Here is a 19,330-nt window from a genome sequence, read left to right as displayed (position 1 = left end):
GCGACTTGTGCACGATTACCCGCGCTGACCGTCGGTAATCGTGCACAAATCACCCGGTCAGAAACGGAAGCTGGTCTGCCCGTGGGGTGATTTCGCGAATGCGAGCACCTTGGCCGGGGTCACCTCGTAAACGATCGCGGCTTCGCCCTCCGGGTCGAAAACCTCGTCGTTGCAATCGAAATTCCAGTCATCGCCGTATTTGGCCCGATAGGCATCGGTCAGGGCGGTGAGCCGCTGACGGCCGGTCACCCGTGCCGCGACGCCCTCCACGACGACGTCGAGGCCGGCGTTCCAGGCGTTGGTACCGGTGGTGACGACGACGGCCGCACCGACCTGCAGGTTGCGTGCCTTCTGCTCCGACGGCCCGGTGCAGAACACGAACGCATCGTCGGTCCACACGCCTACCAACGGTGTGACGTGCGGGCGCCCATCGCCCCGCACCGTCGTGAGCCAGTACAACCCGGCAGCAGCGAGTGCCCCGGCAGCGGTGTCCCAGTCGGTTGCTTCGGTCGCCTCGCTGAAACGCTGGTCGAGCTTGCCGATGATCGTCATAGCGGTATCGACCCGGCAAAGGCCCACAAATCATCGCGGAAAGCTAGGACACCTAAACTCGGCGCATGAGCAAGAGCCCGCTGCGCCGGCTGTCCGAACAGCTGCTGCTGACCAGCATGCGCCCGCCATTGACCGAACGGCTGCAGGCCCGAGGTGACATCGACGTCGCAGGCAAGCGGATCTTGCTGACCGGTGCTTCGTCGGGCATCGGCGAAGCGGCGGCAGAGAAGTTCGCCGCGAAGGGGGCCAGCGTGATCGCGGTGGCGCGCCGTCAGGAACTGCTCGACGACCTGGTCGGCCGGATCACCGCCAAGGGCGGCGACGCCCGCGCCCACGCGGTGGACCTGTCCGACATGGATGCCATCGACGAGCTGGTCGCCACCGTCGAACGCGACCTCGGCGGCGTCGACATCCTGATCAACAACGCCGGCCGCTCGATTCGGCGTCCGCTGGCCGAATCGCTGGACCGCTGGCACGACGTCGAGCGCACCATGACGCTCAACTACTACTCACCGCTGCGGCTCATCCGCGGCCTGGCCCCCGGCATGCGCGACCGCCGCGACGGGCACATCATCAACGTCGCCACCTGGGGCGTGATGAACGAATCCTCGCCACTGTTCGCCGTTTACAACGCCTCCAAGGCTGCGCTGGCCGCGGTCAGCCGGGTCGTCGAAACCGAATGGGCCGCCGACGGTGTGCATTCCACGACGCTGTACTACCCGTTGGTGAAGACCCCGATGATCGCCCCCACCCGGGCCTACGACGGGCTGCCCGGGCTGTCGGCCGGCGAGGCCGCCGACTGGATGCTGACCGCGGCACGCACTCGCCCGGTGCAGATCGCCCCGCGTATGGCCGTCACCGCCAAGGCACTCAACACCGTCGCGCCCGGACTGGTCGACGCCGTGATGAAACGGCAACGGGTCCAGCCGGTCTGACGTGTCGCCCCGCGGGCGTCCGGCCGCGGTGGTAGACAAGGGAGATGGAAATCCTGGCCAGCCGGATGCTGATCCGGCCGGTCGACTACCCGAAGTCGGTGGCGTTCTACCGCGACGGGATCGGCCTGGCCATCGCCCGCGAATACGGTGCAGGCACAGTGTTTTACGCCGGACAGTCACTGATCGAATTGGCCGGTCACCACAGCCCCACCGAATCCGGGACGTTCCCGGGGGCGTTGTGGTTACAGGTACGCGACGTCTACGCCACCCAGGCTGAACTGGAAGGTCGCGGAGTGGCAATCGCCCGGGCCGCGGCCGAGGAGCCGTGGGGACTGCACGAGATGCACGTGACCGATCCCGACGGCATCACGCTGATTTTCGTGCAGGTGCCCGAGACGCATCCGCTGCGCCGGGACACCCGCGGCTAGACCCCGCCTCAGCGCACCGGGGTCGACAGCGGCCAACCCACCGAGGCCAGCCGCGCGGCGACCTGGTTGATCTCTTCCGGGTTCGGGTCCTTGTCGATGACATTGCGCACGGCCAGCCGGATCTCGTCGTCGGTGACCGGGCTGTCGCCGCTGCTCGACTTCAAGATGTCGTGGGTGGCCTGGACCACCTCGTCCTCGGACAGCGACCGGGTCAGCAGCGCCAGCAGGGCGAACTGGTCGGTGTGCGGCACGCCCTCTGGGTAACCCGCGCGCAGCCAGTTGAGGACGTTGTCCAGGAAGCTCGTCGTCTCGGTCACGTCGCTCAGCTCACTTCTTGGGCAGGAACGGGAACAGGTCGACGCCGGTGTGGTGGATGATCGTGGTGCGCGTGATCCACGCGATGGCGACCAGGATCACCAGGCCCACCAAGACGAACAACGTCAGCCCGAGGAACTTCAGGACGGGGTTGGGAGCGTGGGTGGTGCCGTCGGCATTGACGCCGCCCTCACCGTTGGAGTAGGCCACGAGCCCCGCGGCGAACACCGCAGGCAGACCGGCGCCGAGGATCAGTCCGACCACGAGCACCTTCAAAATGGCTTCGAGATAAGTCATTGCGATTCCTTGTGTCCGCTTGTGTGACCGGGGTGATCAGACGCTGGCTTTGTCGGCGCCGGGCTTCTCGGCGCTGGGAGAGCCGGGCTTGCCTGCCTCACGCAGCTCGGCGGGCACCACCGAGTTGGTGGAGTGGTCCCAATCGGCGTTGACGTTGCTGTGGTCGACCTTCTGCTGCTGGGCGCGCCACCACATGTACCCCGAAAGGGCGACCAGGACCAGGAAGATCACGCCGTCACCGGCGAGCGCCGAGGAAGTCAGCGACTCGATGCCGTGGGACAGCCAGAACGCCAGCGCGCCGACGATGCCGGCGGCGGGCAGGGTCACCAGCCAGGCCACGGCCATGCGTCCGGCGACCGCCCAGCGCACCTCGGCGCCCGGCTTACCGACACCGCTGCCCAGGATCGAACCGGTGGCCACGTGGGTGGTCGACAGGGCCATGCCGGCCGCGCTGGAGCTCAGGATGATCGCGGCCGAGGACGCCTCGGCGGCCAGCCCCTGCGGAGACTCGATCTCGACCAGGCCCTTGCCCAGGGTGCGGATGACGCGCCAGCCGCCGATGTAGGTGCCCAGGCCGATGGCCAGCGCGCAGGAGGCGATGATCCAGAACGGCAGCCCGTTGTTCTTCACGTCCCCGCTGAGGTGGCCGGTGGTGATCAGGGCCAGCGCGATGACGCCCATGGTCTTCTGCGCATCGTTGGTGCCGTGCGAGAGCGCGACGAGCGAGGCGGTGGCGATCTGTCCCCAGCGGAAGCCCGCTTCACGGCGCTTCTGCGCGACGTTGCGGGTGATGCGGTAGACGAGCCAGGTTCCGCAGCCGGCGACCAGGCAGGCGATCACCGGAGCGGCCACCGCCGGGATGAGCACCTTCTGGGTGACGCCGGTCCAGTTCACCCCGGCCAGGCCGATCGCCGCCAGGCCGGCGCCGATAAGACCGCCGAACAGTGCGTGCGACGAGCTCGACGGGATGCCGAACAGCCACGTCAGCAGGTTCCACAGGATGCCGCCGATCAGGCCGGCGAAGATGATCGTCAGCCCGGTTGAGGCATCGATCGACGGAATCAGCGCCCCGGTCTTGGAGTCCTGGATCTTGAGCACCGAACTGGTGACGGTGATGGCGACCTCGACGGAGAGGAATGCACCCACGAGGTTCAGCACGCCGGCCAGCAACACCGCCGTCTTCGGCTTGAGAGCGCGGGTGGCGATCGAGGTGGCCATGGCGTTGCCGGTGTCGTGAAAGCCATTTGTGAAGTCAAAAGCCAGTGCCGTTGCTATCAACAGCACCAGGACGATCAGCTCAGCGCTCATGGCGGTAATTCTGTCGGACCGCGGGCGTTTTTGACCAGCCGGAAACACCTCGCTGAGCTGGGAATTCGAATACGATCCGAATGAGTTCACCTAGTGTTCATCTGCCCACCCCGGATTGTTCGCCGGGGCGGTTTGCCGATCCCCGAGCGGGCTATAAGTTCACTGCGAGCCTGAGTCGGTGGACGGCACTACCATCAATGCGGTCCTCCGACTCAAACTCGTATGTCCGGTGGAACCTCGCTCGGGTGCATCAGGAGTAGGCACAGTGAACGCTTTTCTCGCGAAGATCGCGGCCTGGCTCAACGCCGGGTACCCCGAGGGGGTGCCCGGACCAGACCGGGTGCCGTTGTTGGCGCTGTTGACCCGGCGCCTCACCAACGACGAAGTCAAGGCCGTCGCACGGGATCTCATCGATCGCGGTGATTTCGATCACATCGACATCGGCGTTCTCATCACCCAGATCACCGACGAGCTGCCGCGGGCCGAGGACGTCGAGCGCGTGCGGGAACGACTGGCAGCAAAGGGCTGGCCGCTGGACGATCCGCGCGACGCCGAGGATGCCGGCGACGCCGGAACCAACACCGGCGACGACCCGAAAGAGCCAGGGGGCCCGGCATAGCCGTCCTGCGCCCCGTCGCCGTCGGATCCGCGACGGAGCAGTTGCTGACGGTCCTCGATGACGTCCTGACCGGACGAGGGCACGCCATCCTGCCGGTCCCGGCCGGTGACGAACGTCAGAGCTCCTTGCTGGCAACCACTTTGCGTGCCGGCGAGGAAATCGACGACGACGTCGCGGTGGTGATCTCGACATCGGGTACCACCGGCGAACCCAAGGGCGCGCAACTGACCGCGGCCGCGTTGCGGGCCGGCGCCGAGTCCACCCACACTCGGCTGGGCGGCGCCGGCCGGTGGCTGCTCGCCCTGCCCGCCCATCACATCGCGGGTTTGCAGGTCCTGGTGCGCAGTGTCCTTGCCGGGACCACGCCCGTCGCCGTCGCGGCCTCCTTCGATCCCGGCGAGTTGCCTTCTGCGGTAGCGGCTTTGGGCAGTGGACGCCGTTACGCCTCACTCGTCGCGGTACAGCTGGACAAGGCCCTGCGCGACCCGGCCGCCGGGGCGGCATTGGCCGACCTCGACGCCGTGCTGATCGGCGGCGGCCCGATGCCGGACGGCGTGGCCGAACGTGCCGAAGCGGCCGGGGTGAACGTGGTGCGCACCTACGGGATGAGCGAGACTGCGGGCGGCTGCGTGTATGACGGGGTGGCACTCGACGGCGTGAAGGTGCGCATCGACAATTCGCGCATCGTGCTGGGCGGGGCGACGGTGGCCCGCGGCTACCGCAACCCGACCAGCCCCGACCCCTTTGCCGAGCCTGGCTGGTTCCGCACCGACGACCTTGGCACCGTGGATGATTCAGGGGTATTGCGCGTTCTGGGCCGGATCGACGACGCGGTCAGCACCGGCGGTTTGACGGTGCTGCCGCAGCTGGTCGAATCGGCACTGGCCGACCATCCGGCGATCGCTGAGTGCGCGGTGTTCGGTGTCCCCGACGCGCGGCTCGGTCAGCGGGTGGTGGCCGCGCTCGTGCTGACCCCGGGTTCGTCGGCCCCCGACGTGGCGGAGTTGCGCGCCCATGTGGCGCAGACCCTGGACGCCACCGCCGCACCGCGCGAGGTGCACATCGTCGACGAGTTGCCCCGCCGCGGCATCGGCAAGCTCGACCGGCGCACGCTGGCCGCCCGCTACGCAAACTGAGCAGCGCAACCGCGTCCAAAGCAACGCAATGGCTGTTCCGCGCCACCGATGACGACCGCGGCGCTGTTCTCGCGGGAGCGTCGCCGGACCCGCGACCCGAAATCTCAGTTGTCGGCTTGGGCATGATGGAGACATGAGCCGTGAAGTGACCTCCGCGGATGAGCTGCGTGCCATCGTCGGCCAACCCACCGCCGCCGTCGCCAAGAAAGTGACCGGCCGCCTGTCCGAAGCGCAGCAGCGCTGGCTCAAGCAGTCACCGCTGGGCTTCGTGGCGACCACCGATGCACACGGCCGCGTCGACGTCTCCCCCAAGGGTGACCCGCCGGGTTTCGTCCAGATCATCGACGACACCACGATCGCGATCCCGGAACGCCCCGGCAACCGGCGGGTCGACGGTTTCCTCAACGTGCTGCAGCGCCCGCACGTGGGCACGGTGTTCGTGATCCCCGGCCGCGGTGACACGCTGCGGATCAACGGCACCGCCCGGATCCTGGCCGACGCAGACTATTTCGATGCCATGGTGGTTGACGGCAAGCGGCCGATCCTGGCGCTGGAGATCGCCGTGGAAGAAGTGTTCTTCCACTGCCCCAAGGCATTCCTGCGCTCGGACACCTGGAAGCCCGAGACCTGGGATCCGACGGCGGTGCCTTCGGTGGCACAGATGGCCAAGGCGTTCAAGCCCGACCAGAGCCAGGAGGAACTCGACGCGTATTACAGCGAGGACAACCTGCGCAAGATCCTCTACTGAGCCGCTTCGGCAGGTTTCACCAGGACCGCCCGCGTGTAGAGCAACTGGAAACCGCGACGCTGCACATTGTGCTGGGACTTCGAGCCCGGCGCCGTCGTCACCACGGCGATCTCGCTTCCGGCGTCGGCCGCCTCGGCCAGCCTCGTCGCCAGCAGCGCGGCCTGCACCCCGCGGCGCCGGTAGGCCGGAGCCGTCGCAGCCCCGGCCAGCTGAGCGATCCCATCGGTAAGCCGCATCATCCCGCCACCGGCGACCACACCGTCGCACAACGCGATATACGCTGTGGCCCCGGCCTTTTCCATGTCGCGCTCGGCCCGCTCGATGATGTCGGCAGGGAAGTCCTCGTGACTGACCGGGCCTTCACCGTCGGGATGGGCGAAGCCTTCCACCACGACGTTCACCCACGCGGTGAGATCGTCGGCCCGGTGCACCTGCACGTCGGTCGCCGGCGTGCGCTCGTCACCCACCGGCCTGCCGAGCACGTTCTCGAACTCGACGAGCCGATATCCCCGTCCGGACAACAGGGCCGTGATCTCCGGATCCGCCAGGTTCGACAACTCCACGCGGGTGGCGGCGCCGCGTGCGGCGAAAGCCCGCTCGACCTCACCCAGCACCGCTTCGTCGGGCACCCCGTCGAAGCCGAGACCGACCACCTTGTTCATCGGCGAATCCGGCTCGGCGAAACAGGCGTATCCACCGGCGAGCGGGAGGACCAGGCCATCGGCGCCCCGCTGTCCGGCAGCATGGGTCGCCGCAGCGATCAGGTCCGCCTCCGCCTTCTCGATACGCCTGGCCAGATCGACACCGCAGAACACTGGATCCGAGCTCACGTCTGCCTCACCGTTGATAGCCACGTCGATATTGTGCCCGCACAGGCATTTCCGAAACGTCAGGCCTCTGAGGCCGGCCGGCAGGGCGGCCCCGCGGGCTCCCAGGTGCGCATCGCCGCATCGAGCGAATCCTCGTCGAGCGCCTTCACCGGAATCGGCGACTGGCCATCGTGATAGCGCATGCCGTCCAAGAGCATCGCCACATAGCGGCGCCACAGCTCGGGGTCGACGTGACCGGCGAATTCGCTCACCGTGCCTGACAGCAGCCCGAAAAGCGGCATGTCCGTGGAGGACAGCTCCGGACGTAGGTAACCGTCGGACTGCGCCCGCTCGACGAGTTTTCCCAGCACCGGGACGAGCCCCTCCTGACAGGCCTTCACCCGGTCACCGCCGTAGGACTTGCTGAACGCGATCTCGCGCAGTCCGCGGTCGGTAGCGGTGATCTCGCACATCTTCTCGACGTACCACGCGAACCCTTGCCACGAATCTTCGTGTTGCAGTGCGGTTTCAGCCAGGGCGGTGAGTTGCTCCATGCCGTCCACGAAGATCGCCTCGATGAGCTCTTCCTTTGTGGCGAACCGCCGGTAGACCGTGCCGACGCCGACGTTGGCGTAACGCGCCACGTCGTTGAGGGTCGCCTCGAGGCCCTTTTCGGCGAACAGTTCCCGGGCAGCATCGAGCACACGCTGTCTATTGCGCTCTGCGTCTTTGCGCAGTACGCGGCGTGTTCCCTCGGTCATATCTCCCAGCTTAAGTGATCGGCATCATAAGTGGATTGATCCTATCCACTTATTCGGCTAACTTTACCCTTCGAACTGCGTAGGCCGCCTAACAGCCTGGTAGTCGCGAAGCATCGAACGTCGGGAGGCCACATTGACAGCCGTAAACGCTACGCCCGCAGTGGCCTTTCCCCCGGGACAACCCCGGTGATCGGCGCGATCCGCCGGATCTGGCTTCCCGTCCTGATCATCATCGCCATGGGGGCCGGCGTGCTGATCGTGATGAACGTGCGCAAGGTCTTCGGCGCACATCCCGTGATCATCACCGAGAACACCTCGGACAACGCCGAGGACTTCAACCCCAAGTTCGTGAAGTACGAGATCTATGGCACCGGCGGCACCGCCGTCATCAACTACATGGACCTCGAAGGCAAACCGCAGCGCACCGGAACTGTGCCGCTGCCATGGACTTTGACACTGCAGACCACGTTGCCGTCGGTGCAGCCCAACATCATGGCGCAGGGCGACGGGGACAGCATCAGTTGCCGAGTCACCGTCGATGACGAGGTCAAAGAAGAGAGAACGGCTACTGGATTGAACGCACAAACCTTCTGCTTTGTGAAGGCAGCATGATCGGCCGCGAGGAAGAAACCCAGACGGACGAGACGCCGACCGACGCCATCGCAACGGGGCGCCACGCAGCACCTCCGCGCCCACTGATCCCACGCTTCATCCGGGCATTCGCCCTGCCGATCATCCTGATCTGGATCGTGATCGTCGCACTGCTCAACACCGTCGTGCCGCAACTCGAGGTCGTCGGCAAGATGCGCGCGGTGTCGATGAGTCCCAACGACGCACCGTCGATGATCGCCATCAAAGAGGTCGGCAAGAAGTTCCAGGAGTACGACACCAGCAGCTCGGTGATGGTCGTGCTCGAAGGCGACAAGCCGCTGGGCCTCGAAGCGCACATGTTCTACGACCAGATGGTTCGCGACCTCCGTGCCGACACCACCCACGTGCAGCACGTTCAGGACTTCTGGGGCGACACCCTGACCGCCAAAGGCGCCCAGAGCCGCGACGGTAAAGCCGCCTACGTACAGGTCTACATCGCCGGCGACCAGGGTGAGACACTCGCCAACGAGTCGGTCGAGGCGGTGCGGCGCATCGCCACCGAAACCCCCGCACCCGACGGCGTCAAGGCGTACGTGACAGGGTCCGCGGCATCCAGCACCGACCAGAACATCGTCGGTGACGAGAGCATGCAGATGATCGAGCTCGTCACCTTCGCCGTCATCGCGGTGATGCTGCTGGGCGTCTATCGCTCGATCATCACCACGCTGATCGTGCTCGCCATGGTCGTGCTCGAATTGTCCGGTGCGCGTGGCCTGGTCGCGCTACTGGGCTATCACAACTTCTTCGGTCTCACGACGTTCGCGACCAACATGCTGGTGACGTTGGCCATCGCCGCGGCCACCGACTACGCGATCTTCCTGATCGGCCGATATCACGAAGCCCGGCGCTCCGGTAAGGACCGCGAAGAGGCCTACTACGACATGTTCCACGGGACAGCACATGTGGTGCTGGCCTCGGGCCTGACGATTGCCGGCGCCACGCTGTGCCTGCACTTCACCCGCCTGCCGTACTTCCAGACCATGGGAATCCCCCTGGCGGTCGGAATGGTGGTCGTGGTCGCCATGGCGCTGACGCTGGGTCCGGCCACCATCTCGGTGCTCAGCCGATTCGGCAAGATTCTCGAGCCCAAGCGACACTCGCAATCTCGCGGATGGCACCGGGTCGGCACCGCGACCGTCCGCTGGCCGGGCGCAATCCTGGTGTGCGCCATCGTGGCTGCGCTGGTCGGCCTGCTCGCTCTGCCCGGCTATCACACCACCTACAACGACCGCATCTTCCTGCCTGAGGACGTCGGGACGAACATCGGATACGACGCCGCGTTCCGGCACTTCTCCCAGGCCAAGATGAACCCGGACCTGATGATGATCGAGTCCGACCGCGATCTGCGGAACCCGGCCGACTTCCTGGTCATCGACAAGATCGCCAAGGCTCTCAAGAGCGTTCACGGCATCGCCCAGGTGCAGACCATCACGCGTCCCGACGGCGATCCGATCAAGCACTCGACGATCCCGTACACGCTGGGCCAGAGCGGCACGACCCAGCTGATGAACAACGATTACGCGCAGACCAATCTGCAGAATCTGCTCAATCAAGCCAACGATCTGCAGACCAGCATCGACTCGATGACCGAGATGATGAGCATCCAGACCGAGCTGGCCGCGGTGTCGCAGCGGATGGCCGACAAGATGAAGACGACGTCGGGCGACATGTCCGAAGTCCGGGACCATCTGGCAGATTTCGACGATTTCTTCCGGCCGATCCGCAATTACTTCTACTGGGAGCCGCACTGCTTCGACATCCCGGTCTGCTGGTCCATGCGGTCGATCTTCGAAAGCCTCGACGGCATCAACACGATGTCCGACGACTTCCAGGATCTGGTCCCCGAGATGCAGCGCATGGCCGATCTGATGCCGCGGATGGTCGCGGTGTTGCCGGCGCAGATCCAGACCATGAAGAACCAGAAGCAGATACTGCTGAACCAGTACCAGGTGCAGAAGGCACAGCAGGATCAGACGATGGCGATGCAGAACACCGCCACCGCCATGAGCGAAGCGTTCGATGCCGCCAAGAACGACGATTCGTTCTACCTGCCGCCGGAGGCCTTCGAAACCGAGGACTTCCAGCGAGGCATCAAGCTGTTCATGTCGCCTGACGGACATGCGGTGCGGTTCACCATCATTCACCAGGGTGATCCGCTGACCCCTGAGGGGACCGCACGCATCGCACCGCTCAAGGTCGCAGCGGCCGACGCCATCAAGGGCACCCCGCTCGAGGGATCGAAGATCTACCTCGGCGGCAGCTCGGCGACGTTCAACGACATGCAGCAGGGCGCCGACTACGACCTGATCATCGTCGCCGCGGCGGCACTGATCCTGATCTTCATCATCATGTTGGTGCTCACCCGTGCGGTGGTGGCCTCCGCGGTGATCGTCGGCACGGTGGTGCTGAGCCTTGCCTCGGCCTTCGGCCTGTCGGTACTGCTCTGGCAGCACATCGTGGGAATCCCGTTGCACTGGATGGTGATGCCGATGTCGGTCATCGTCCTGCTGGCCGTGGGCGCGGACTACAACCTGCTGCTCGTCTCCCGAATAAAGGAGGAGATCCACGCCGGGCTGAAGACCGGAATCATCCGGGCGATGGTCGGCACCGGTGCCGTGGTCACCTCCGCGGGCCTGGTCTTCGCCTTCACCATGGCATCGATGGCGGTCAGCAGCCTGATCGTGATCGGCCAGGTGGGCACCACCATCGGCCTCGGCCTGCTGTTCGACACGCTCGTGGTCCGGTCGCTGATGACTCCGTCGATCGCCACGCTGCTCGGCCGCTGGTTCTGGTGGCCGCAACGGGTCCGGCAGCGTCCGCTTCCGGCGCCCTGGCCGAAACCGATCCAACGAGAACCCCAGGAGGCTGTGGTCTGATGAAACGCGTACTCATCGCCCTGATGTTCAGCGCGGCAACGGCTCTGGCTGTCTCGGCACCGGCACATGCCGATCCGGACACCGATTTCGCGAACGAGCTCCACACCTTCGGGATCTATGGGCAGAAGGACTACAACGCCTGGATCGGCAAGATCATGTGCAAGCGATTGCACAACGGCGTCGACCACAATGCCCAGGACTCGGTCGGTTTCGTGAAGAAGCAATTGGCCAAGGACAGCACCGACGCACAGTCGTGGCAGTTCCTGGGTACCGCCATCAACTACTACTGCCCCGATCAGCGCTTCATCTACGAACAAGCAGCGCACTGAACGACTTTGGAGCCATGTTGAACCGTAAGAGTGTCACCAACCTGATCCGCACCGGCGTGGCGGCATGTACCGTCGCCGGGGCCCTGGCCGGCGCCGGCATCGCAAGCGCCGACGCCACCGACGACTACCCGATCCCCAACCGGATCCTGCGGACGCCGTGCACGGCCGAGCAGATCATGGCCGCCGCCCGCGACGTCGAGCCCGTCTACTACGAGCGCTACATGATCGACTACAACAACAAGCCGGTCGCCGATCAGCAGGGCGCGCAAGACCGGATCCACTGGTTCTTCTCGATGGACTACGCGGGCCGCCGCCAGTACTCCGAGAACACGGCCACCAACGCGTTCTTCGAGAACATGTCCTGGCGCTGGCCGAACTGGGCCAAGCTGTTCTTCAACAACAAGGGCGTCGCGGCCAACACCACCGACATCTGCATGAACTACCCGCCCAACGACATGTCCGTCTGGAACTGGCACTGACCACGGGCTGAGGCCGGTCCGGCTCAGTCCGGCAGTGAGTTGCTCAACCGCTCGGTGGCCGCGAGGTAATCCTCGATGAACTCGCGGACCACCTCGCGGGCCGGCTTGACCTTGTTCATCAAACCCACACCCTGCCCGACGAAGTAGGTGGCCAGCGCCTGTGCGCCCGGATGCCCCTGGGCGGCAAGCACATCCACGCGACGGATGACCGGCTCGGCCAGCATGTTCTGCAACGGCAGCGGAAGGGTCTGGTGGCCGCCGGGATTCGGCTGCCAGGCGTCGGTCCAATCCGAGCGGAGCTGGCGGGCCGGCTTGCCGGTCCGCCCGGTCGATCGCACCGTGTCCCGCGAGGTCGCCTCCAACATCTTCTGCACGGTGTGCGGCGCGGTCTCGGCCTCCTCGGTGGTCAGCCACACCGATCCGGTCCAGGCTCCGGCCGCACCCATCGCCACGGCCGCGGCCATCTGCCGGCCCGTGACGATGCCACCGGCGGCCAGCACCGGGATGTCGCTGCCGGCAGCCTCGAGCGCTTCGATCACTTCGGGCACGAGCACCAGCGTCGACACCTCACCACAGTGCCCGCCTGCCTCGGTGCCTTGCGCGACAATCAGATCCACGCCCGCCTGCACCTGCTTGAGGGCGTGTTCGCGGGCACCCACCAGCGCCGCGACCGGGACACCGCGCTCTCGTCCGGCCTCGATCATGTAATCCGGCGGCACCCCGAGCGCGTTGGCGATCAGCCTGATCGGATGGCTCATGGCGACGTCCAGCAACTCGCGGCCGGTGTCACCGGACAACGAGGACCCACCGAACCGCTGCTTGGTCTCGGGCTCGATATCGTGATCGGCCAGCAGTTGCGCCACGAACTCGCGGTACTCGGCGGGGATGCGGTCGGTGAGCTGTCCCCGCGACAGGTTCTCGCCCTTACCTTCGAACTTCGCCGGCACGATGATGTCGGCACCGTACGGCTTGCCGCCGACCTGCTCATCGATCCAGGACAGCTCCTGGTCCAGCTGCTCGGGCTGGCGTGCAGCCTCCTGCTGGCGACGGCGGCGACGGGGCGGTTCACCTGCCGGAACCGGGCGCGATGGGAGGCGATGCGCACCGCCGGAGGTGGCCCAGTCGTTCTCCGGCGGATGCGGCTCGGCCGGTACATCGATGATGGGGCTTTCCTCGGTACGCGACGACCGGATGTCGGTGACCTCGACCGCCGGTATGTCCAGACGGCTGGCGGTCACCCGGCCCGCGGTGCGCACCGCACTCTTGTCGGTCTCGATGGCCGGCCGGTGCACCAGGTCGGTGTCGAACAGGATTTCCAGGTTGGCGCGCAGTGCGGCCAGCTCGGAGCGCAGCGCGGCGACCTCGTCGGCGGCCTGGGCGCGCAGCTCCGAAGCCAGCTCTCGGCGCAGCTGGGTCTCGACGGTCAGCTCGTACTCGCGCCGCGCCGAGATCTCCCGATCCAGCTGCAGGTCGTAGACGAACTTCAGATCCCGGGCCTTGGCCTGGTCCAGGTCGCTCTGACGCCGGTAGATGACAGAGACGAAGGCCGCCACCACGGCAGCCCACAGGGCCAGGATGACGGCGAGCTTCAGCAACTCGACGCGATCGGTGAACACCAATGCGGAGCTGGCCAGAATCGCGAGCACCAGCAATACCGTTAAGAGGAGCCAGCCCGGCCTTCGGCCGCCGCGCCGTGGCCGACCACCGCGGGGCAGAACGGTCATGCGCCGACTGTACCCGTCACCGGTCATCTAGCTCGTCGACCGCTGCGGCGATTCGGCCAACTACCTCCGACAATCGGTCACTCGGGCGCAGTGTCCCCGTTGTCCGGCGGTTCCTCTGGAGACTTGCAGCAGTGCTGCAGCCACACCGCCGCGGCAGCAAGCGCCAGGGCACTGATCGCCGCCACCACCGCGCCGGGTGTGTCCTCGCCGGCCACGCGTAGTTCGCCGCGCCTGGGCAGCAGATAGACCAGCACACCGATCCACCAGCCGGCGGTGATGGCGCCGACCCAGGCCGAGGCCTTGGCGACCACCACCGACCGGGCCACGGTCAGCGGGTGCAGCCGGCCGGCGTCGACGCCGATCTGCCCGTCATTGATCTTGGCCCGCACATAGAACGCCCAGCCCGCCTCGGCGATCGCGACCGCCAGCAACGAAAGCCCCGTCCAGACGGTCAACGGCGGGAACCACCGGTAGAGGATTCCGACCAGCACGTAGCCGACGATCGCGACGACGGCGACCGCGCCGGCCAGGTCACGCTTACGGGTCGGCCCCATCAGTCCGCCAAGGGTTCGGTGTGGAATATCAGCGCCAGGTCGGTACGCCGGACCCCGGCCCGTTCGGCCGGGTCGATCTCCTCCAGCAGGTGCGCCACCCGCCGCGACCGGCCGACCACGGTCAGCGTGGCGTCCGGGTCCACGGCCAACCACGGGATCAGCACGAATGCCCGCAGGTGCGCCAGCGGGTGCGGCAACGTCAGGTCCTCGTCCCGGGAGAGCACCTCGACATCACGGTCGTGGCAGGTGACGAGGTCGACATCGAGGGTGCGCGGGCCCCACTTCTGCTCCCGGACCCGGTCGGCCGCCTGCTCGAGTTGCTGGCCGCGTCGCAGCCAGCCGTGGCAGTCCACGTCCGGATCGTCGGCGATCAGGACCGCGTTGAGGAACGGCCCCTGCTCCACGCCGCCCCAGGCGTCGGTCTCGAACACCGGCGACACCGCGCGCACCGCCGTCCCCAGGCCGTCGACCACCGATTGCAGCCGGGCCAACCGGTCACCGACGTTCGATCCGATCGAAAGGACAGTCGACGTCACGCGGTGGCCCCCCGTCTGGACCGCCGGGCCACCACCGCGACGTCGTCGAAGGTCAGCGGAATCGGGGCGCTGGGCTTGTGCACCACGACCTCGACCGCGTGCAGGCGTTCGTCGGCCATGATGGCGTCGGCGATCTCGGCGGAGACCGTCTCGATCAGATTGCGTGGTGGGCCCGCGACGATGTCCGCTGCCCGCTGCGCCAGCGCGCCGTAGTCGAGGGTGTCGGCGAGATCATCGGTGGCCGCCGCCCGGCGCAGGTCCACCCAGGCCGTGATGTCGACGACGAACTCCTGGCCGTCGCGCCGCTCATGGTCGAAGACACCGTGGTTGCCCCGAACCCGCAAGCCGCGCAACTCGATTCGATCAGCCAACCCGACCTCCAGATTCCCAGGCTTCCAGCACGGCGAGCGCGTCGACGGAGGCCACCACATCATGCACCCGAACTCCCCAGGCGCCGTGCTGGGCGGCCAGCATCGAGATCGCGGCGGTGGCGGTCTCCCGGCCGTCCGGTGGCCGCGGTGTCCCGTCCGCCCCGGCCAGCAACGTTCCCAGGAAGCGTTTACGTGAGGCGCCGACCAGCACCGGGATCCCGGTGTCGATGAACTCGGGCAGTGCATGCAGCAGGGCCCAGTTGTCCTGCGCGGTCTTGGCGAAACCCAGGCCAGGGTCGATGATCAGCCGTTGCGGGTCGACCCCCGCGGCGACAGCGGCGTCGACCGCACCGAGCAGCTCGGCCCGGACCTCGGCCACCACGTCGCCGTAACCCGGAGCGTGGTGCGGCTGCTCGGCGCTGACCGAGCGCCAGTGCATCAGGATCCACGGCACTTTCGCGTCGGCCAGCAGTGGCGCCATGTTCGGGTCGGCCAGGCCGCCGGACACGTCGTTGACGATCTGCGCTCCGCGTTCCAGGGCCACCTTGGCCACCTCGGCGTGCATCGTGTCGATGCTGACCGTAATACCTTGGGAGGCAAGCGCTTCGATTACGGGAGCGACGCGGGCCGCCTCCACCGCGGGGTCGACCCGCACCGCGCCGGGACGGGTCGATTCCCCGCCCACGTCGATGATCGCCGCACCCGCGGCAGCGAGCTCCAACCCGTGTTCGACGGCACGGTCGCGGTCGATGAACTTGCCGCCGTCGGAGAAGGAATCGTCGGTGACGTTCACAACTCCCATGACCTGCAAACGGGTGGGGTTCACTTCCGCAGGATAAGTTCCAGCGCCTCGGCCCGGGATGCCTTGTCGGTCTTGAACTGGCCGCGTACCGCGGACGTGGTGGTGACCGCGCCGGGTTTGCGGACACCGCGCATGGCCATGCAGAGGTGTTCGGCCTCGATCACCACGATGGCCCCGCGCGGGTCGAGCTTTCGCATCAGCGCATCGGCGATCTGGGCGGTCAGCCGTTCCTGCACCTGCGGGCGCTTCGAGTACAGGTCGACCAGGCGGGCGATCTTCGACAGCCCGGTCACCCGGCCGTCGACCCCGGGGATGTACCCGACATGGGCCACCCCGTGGAACGACACCAGGTGGTGCTCGCAGGTCGAGTACATCGGGATTTCCTTGACCAGCACGAGCTCGTCGTGCTCCTCGTCGAAGGTGGTGTTGAGCACCGCGTCCGGGTCCGTGTACAGACCGGCCATCAGCTCCTTGTATGCACGTGCCACGCGAGCCGGGGTATCCATCAGACCCTGACGATCGGGGTCCTCACCGATGGCGATCAACAACTCACGTACGGCCGCCTCGGCACGCGGTTGGTCGAACACCCGCGTGGCCGTATCGGTGTTGTTGTGATGCTCGCGCAACGACTGCGACATCGAAGCCTCCGTTCTTCCGATCAGCCGTGGGCCGGTGGGTTGGACCGGTCGGAACGGTCGGTCCGCTCAGGGGCACGGTCCTGACCCGCGTCCTCATTGGGTGCGGGCTGACCCGGATGAGGATAAGGCTGATAAGGATACGGCTGGGGCTGCTGCCATCCCGACGGATGCGGCGGCGGGTACCAGTAACCCTGCTGTTGCTGGGGCGGCTGGTAACCGGGCTGCGACGGCGCGGGCGGCCAGCCCGGGGCGTGCCAGCCGGCCGGTGCGCCGTAGTCAGGCTGGGTCGAACCGTTCTGGTTGGTCCCGTTCGGCGGGGCACCGTTGGCCCCCACCCCGTTGGTCTCGTTGGCCCGCTCGGCTTCCCGGCTGGCGGCGGCGATGGCGGCCTTGAAGGCCGGCTCTGGCACCGGCGGCGGCCACGGCTCACCGCGCTCGATGGCGATCTCGCCCGGGGTCTTGATCGGCGGCTTGTCCGACGGCACACGGCCACCGAAGTCGTCGAACATGGTCAGCCGGGGACGCTTCTTGACGTCACCGAAGATGGCCTCCAGCTCGGCACGGTGCAGCGTCTCCTTCTCCAGGAGCTCGCCGGCCAGCGTGTCGAGCACATCGCGGTACTCGGTGAGGATTTCCCACGCCTCGGTGTGCGCGGCCTCGATGAGCTTGCGCACCTCGTCGTCGATGTCGCGGGCGACCTCGTGACCGAAGTCGGCTTGGGTGCCCATGGTGCGGCCCAGGAACGGGTCGCCGTGCTCGGTGCCGTAGCGCACCGCGCCCAGCTTGGAGCTCATGCCGTACTCGGTGACCATGGCGCGGGCGATCTTGGTGGCCTGCTCGATGTCGGACACCGCACCCGTGGTGGGCTCGCGGAAGACGAGTTCCTCGGCGGCGCGGCCGCCCATGGCGAACACCAGGCGCGCAATCATCTCCGAGCGGGTCATCAGGCCCTTGTCGTCCTCGGGCACCGCGACGGCGTGGCCGCCGGTGCGGCCACGGGCCAGGATCGTCACCTTGTAGATCGGCTCGATGTCGGGCATCGCCCACGCGGCCAGGGTGTGTCCGCCCTCGTGGTAGGCGGTGATCTTCTTTTCCTGCTCGCTGATGATGCGGCCCTTGCGGCGCGGGCCGCCCACGACGCGGTCTACGGCTTCTTCCAGCGCCGCACCGGTGATGACGGTGCCGTTCTCGCGCGCGGTGAGCAGCGCGGCTTCGTTGATGACGTTGGCCAGGTCCGCACCGGACATACCGACGGTGCGCTTGGCCAGCCCGTCCAGGTCGGCATCGGGGGCGATCGGCTTGCCGGCCGAGTGCACCTTGAGCACGGCGCGGCGTCCGGCCAGGTCGGGATTGGACACCGGGATCTGACGGTCGAAGCGGCCGGGCCGCAGCAGGGCCGGGTCGAGGATGTCGGGGCGGTTGGTGGCCGCGATGAGGATGACGCCCTGGCGGTCGCCGAAGCCGTCCATCTCGACCAGCAACTGGTTCAGCGTCTGCTCACGCTCGTCGTGACCGCCGCCCATGCCGGCACCGCGCTGCCGACCTACGGCGTCGATCTCGTCGACGAAGATGATGCACGGGCTGTTCGCCTTGGCCTGCTCGAACATGTCGCGGACGCGCGAGGCACCGACACCGACGAACATCTCGACGAAGTCCGAACCGGAGATGGTGAAGAACGGCACCCCGGCCTCGCCTGCGACGGCGCGGGCCAGCAGCGTCTTACCGGTGCCGGGCGGGCCGTAGAGCAGCACGCCCTTGGGGATCTTGGCGCCCAGCGCCTGATAGCGCGACGGGTTCTGCAGGAAGTCCTTGATCTCGTAGAGCTCCTCGACCGCCTCGTCGACACCGGCAACGTCGGCGAACGTGGTCTTGGGCATGTCCTTGCCCAGCTGCTTGGCCTTCGACTTGCCGAAGCCGAAGCCCATCCGGCCGCCGCCCTGCATGCGGGAGAACATCACGAACAGGGCCACCAGCAACAACAGCGGCAGCATGTAGATCAGCATCGAGCCGAGGAAGCTGCCCTGGTTGACCGTCGTACCGAACTTGACGTTCTTGGCGTCGAGTTGGTCGACAAGCTTGACGGCATAGCCGGTCGGGTATTTGGTGATGACCTTGTCGGAGTTCTCGGTCTCTTCTTTGCCGCTCTTCAGATCGAGTCGCAGCTGCTGCTCGCGGTCGTCGATCTGGGCGCTGTTGACGTTGTCAGCGTTGATCTGGGCTACCGCCACCGAGGTGTCGACGGGTTTGTAGCCGCGGGTGTCGTCGCTGAAATAGAAAAACGACCAGCCCAGCAGCAGCACGACCGCGATGACGGTCAGCGTGCGGATCACATTTTTGCGGTTCATCGATCACTCGGCCGAGTTCGGCCCGGTCCTTCCAACGTGCGCAGTTGAGACATTCAAGGCTACCGCTAGACCAACGTTCGGCAGTTCCCGACGGTATCTGGCCGACGGCGGAGGCAT

General features: G+C 66.8%; 21 protein-coding genes and 2 pseudogenes. 9 read left to right on the top strand and 14 right to left on the bottom strand.

The window, feature by feature from the left end; all coding sequences use genetic code 11:
- Positions 1 to 57: 57 nt before the first annotated feature.
- Complete coding sequence (locus BN2156_RS23930; protein WP_090517318.1) at positions 58 to 552, bottom strand: pyridoxamine 5'-phosphate oxidase family protein; 495 nt, start codon at positions 550 to 552, stop codon at positions 58 to 60.
- A gap of 65 nt (positions 553 to 617) precedes the next feature.
- On the opposite strand from BN2156_RS23930, the gene BN2156_RS23925 reads away from it, so the two are divergent.
- Together BN2156_RS23925 and BN2156_RS23920 are read left to right on the top strand one after the other, a co-directional pair.
- Complete coding sequence (locus BN2156_RS23925; RefSeq protein WP_090517317.1) at positions 618 to 1,487, top strand: SDR family oxidoreductase; 870 nt, start codon at positions 618 to 620, stop codon at positions 1,485 to 1,487.
- Positions 1,488 to 1,531: 44 nt separating this feature from the next.
- The gene (locus BN2156_RS23920) at positions 1,532 to 1,915 is read left to right on the top strand and encodes a VOC family protein (RefSeq protein ID WP_090517316.1); all 384 of its coding nucleotides are present in this window, start codon (positions 1,532 to 1,534) and stop codon (positions 1,913 to 1,915) included.
- An 8-nt stretch (positions 1,916 to 1,923) separates the two neighbouring features.
- Here the strand turns inward: BN2156_RS23920 and BN2156_RS23915 are convergent, their stop codons facing one another.
- Genes BN2156_RS23915 through BN2156_RS23905 form a run of 3 tightly spaced genes read right to left on the bottom strand, consistent with a single transcriptional unit; the run spans position 1,924 to position 3,835 of the window.
- Entirely contained in the window at positions 1,924 to 2,232 is a 309-nt protein-coding gene (locus BN2156_RS23915; RefSeq protein WP_090517315.1) for a DUF3349 domain-containing protein, read from the bottom strand.
- 10 nt (positions 2,233 to 2,242) lie between these two features.
- Positions 2,243 to 2,527: a hypothetical protein gene (locus BN2156_RS23910; RefSeq protein ID WP_090517314.1), complete on the bottom strand. Its 285-nt coding sequence runs from the start codon at positions 2,525 to 2,527 to the stop codon at positions 2,243 to 2,245.
- A 36-nt stretch (positions 2,528 to 2,563) separates the two neighbouring features.
- Positions 2,564 to 3,835: an inorganic phosphate transporter gene (locus tag BN2156_RS23905; RefSeq protein ID WP_090517313.1), complete on the bottom strand. Its 1,272-nt coding sequence runs from the start codon at positions 3,833 to 3,835 to the stop codon at positions 2,564 to 2,566.
- A gap of 265 nt (positions 3,836 to 4,100) precedes the next feature.
- On the opposite strand from BN2156_RS23905, the gene BN2156_RS23900 reads away from it, so the two are divergent.
- The 3 genes from BN2156_RS23900 to BN2156_RS23890 all read left to right on the top strand — a co-directional run bounded on the left by BN2156_RS23900 (position 4,101) and on the right by BN2156_RS23890 (position 6,338).
- Positions 4,101 to 4,454: a DUF3349 domain-containing protein gene (locus BN2156_RS23900; RefSeq protein ID WP_090517312.1), complete on the top strand. Its 354-nt coding sequence runs from the start codon at positions 4,101 to 4,103 to the stop codon at positions 4,452 to 4,454.
- Between the two features lie 41 nt (positions 4,455 to 4,495).
- Positions 4,496 to 5,590, top strand: a complete 1,095-nt coding sequence (menE, locus tag BN2156_RS23895) for an o-succinylbenzoate--CoA ligase (protein ID WP_235625458.1) — start codon at positions 4,496 to 4,498, stop codon at positions 5,588 to 5,590.
- A 133-nt stretch (positions 5,591 to 5,723) separates the two neighbouring features.
- Complete coding sequence (locus BN2156_RS23890; protein WP_090517310.1) at positions 5,724 to 6,338, top strand: pyridoxamine 5'-phosphate oxidase family protein; 615 nt, start codon at positions 5,724 to 5,726, stop codon at positions 6,336 to 6,338.
- On the opposite strand, the gene BN2156_RS23885 is transcribed toward BN2156_RS23890, so the two are convergent.
- Positions 6,332 to 7,192: a GNAT family N-acetyltransferase gene (locus BN2156_RS23885; protein WP_090517309.1), complete on the bottom strand. Its 861-nt coding sequence runs from the start codon at positions 7,190 to 7,192 to the stop codon at positions 6,332 to 6,334. The two genes, BN2156_RS23890 and BN2156_RS23885, sit on opposite strands and share 7 nt — an antisense overlap.
- A gap of 35 nt (positions 7,193 to 7,227) precedes the next feature.
- Entirely contained in the window at positions 7,228 to 7,908 is a 681-nt protein-coding gene (locus BN2156_RS23880; protein WP_090517308.1) for a TetR/AcrR family transcriptional regulator, read from the bottom strand.
- A 186-nt stretch (positions 7,909 to 8,094) separates the two neighbouring features.
- Here BN2156_RS23880 and BN2156_RS23875 point away from each other — a divergent pair, with 186 nt between their 5' ends.
- Genes BN2156_RS23875 through BN2156_RS23860 form a run of 4 tightly spaced genes read left to right on the top strand, consistent with a single transcriptional unit; the run spans position 8,095 to position 12,243 of the window.
- Positions 8,095 to 8,520 (top strand): MmpS family transport accessory protein, encoded by a 426-nt coding sequence (locus BN2156_RS23875; protein ID WP_090517307.1) that lies wholly within the window; start codon positions 8,095 to 8,097, stop codon positions 8,518 to 8,520.
- A complete protein-coding gene (locus BN2156_RS23870; protein ID WP_090517306.1) occupies positions 8,517 to 11,435 on the top strand; it encodes an MMPL/RND family transporter in 2,919 nt (972 codons plus the stop codon). The genes BN2156_RS23875 and BN2156_RS23870 overlap by 4 nt, the downstream gene beginning before the upstream one ends.
- Positions 11,435 to 11,764 (top strand): DUF732 domain-containing protein, encoded by a 330-nt coding sequence (locus BN2156_RS23865; RefSeq protein ID WP_090517305.1) that lies wholly within the window; start codon positions 11,435 to 11,437, stop codon positions 11,762 to 11,764. Before BN2156_RS23870 ends, BN2156_RS23865 begins: the two co-directional genes overlap by 1 nt.
- A 14-nt stretch (positions 11,765 to 11,778) precedes the next feature.
- Positions 11,779 to 12,243 carry a DUF5078 domain-containing protein gene (locus BN2156_RS23860; RefSeq protein WP_090517304.1) on the top strand — a complete coding sequence of 155 codons (465 nt, stop codon included), beginning with the start codon at positions 11,779 to 11,781 and terminating at the stop codon, positions 12,241 to 12,243.
- Positions 12,244 to 12,266: 23 nt separating this feature from the next.
- Here the strand turns inward: BN2156_RS23860 and BN2156_RS23855 are convergent.
- The 8 genes and pseudogenes from BN2156_RS23855 to ftsH all read right to left on the bottom strand — a co-directional run.
- Positions 12,267 to 13,274 (bottom strand): annotated as a pseudogene (locus BN2156_RS23855) (NAD(P)H-dependent flavin oxidoreductase); the annotation flags it as partial.
- Positions 13,275 to 13,292: 18 nt separating this feature from the next.
- A pseudogene (locus tag BN2156_RS23850) lies at positions 13,293 to 13,967 on the bottom strand (DUF6779 domain-containing protein); the annotation flags it as partial.
- Between the two features lie 77 nt (positions 13,968 to 14,044).
- Positions 14,045 to 14,521 (bottom strand): DUF3180 domain-containing protein, encoded by a 477-nt coding sequence (locus tag BN2156_RS23845; protein ID WP_090517303.1) that lies wholly within the window; start codon positions 14,519 to 14,521, stop codon positions 14,045 to 14,047.
- On the bottom strand, positions 14,521 to 15,057 hold the full coding sequence (gene folK, locus BN2156_RS23840; RefSeq protein ID WP_090517302.1) for a 2-amino-4-hydroxy-6-hydroxymethyldihydropteridine diphosphokinase: 537 nt from the start codon (positions 15,055 to 15,057) through the stop codon (positions 14,521 to 14,523). Before folK ends, BN2156_RS23845 begins: the two co-directional genes overlap by 1 nt.
- Complete coding sequence (gene folB / locus BN2156_RS23835) at positions 15,054 to 15,428, bottom strand: dihydroneopterin aldolase (protein ID WP_090517301.1); 375 nt, start codon at positions 15,426 to 15,428, stop codon at positions 15,054 to 15,056. Before folB ends, folK begins: the two co-directional genes overlap by 4 nt.
- Positions 15,421 to 16,254, bottom strand: a complete 834-nt coding sequence (folP, locus tag BN2156_RS23830) for a dihydropteroate synthase (protein ID WP_235625457.1) — start codon at positions 16,252 to 16,254, stop codon at positions 15,421 to 15,423. The genes folB and folP overlap by 8 nt, the downstream gene beginning before the upstream one ends.
- Positions 16,251 to 16,868: a GTP cyclohydrolase I FolE gene (folE, locus tag BN2156_RS23825; protein ID WP_090517300.1), complete on the bottom strand. Its 618-nt coding sequence runs from the start codon at positions 16,866 to 16,868 to the stop codon at positions 16,251 to 16,253. Before folE ends, folP begins: the two co-directional genes overlap by 4 nt.
- Before the next feature lie 20 nt (positions 16,869 to 16,888).
- Positions 16,889 to 19,213: an ATP-dependent zinc metalloprotease FtsH gene (ftsH, locus tag BN2156_RS23820; RefSeq protein WP_090517299.1), complete on the bottom strand. Its 2,325-nt coding sequence runs from the start codon at positions 19,211 to 19,213 to the stop codon at positions 16,889 to 16,891.
- Positions 19,214 to 19,330 lie beyond the last annotated feature (117 nt).

The sequence above is a fragment of the Mycolicibacterium neworleansense genome, from assembly GCF_001245615.1.
GTDB classification, from domain to species: Bacteria; Actinomycetota; Actinomycetes; order Mycobacteriales; family Mycobacteriaceae; genus Mycobacterium; species Mycobacterium neworleansense.
This window is presented reverse-complemented; position numbering and strand designations above follow the sequence as displayed.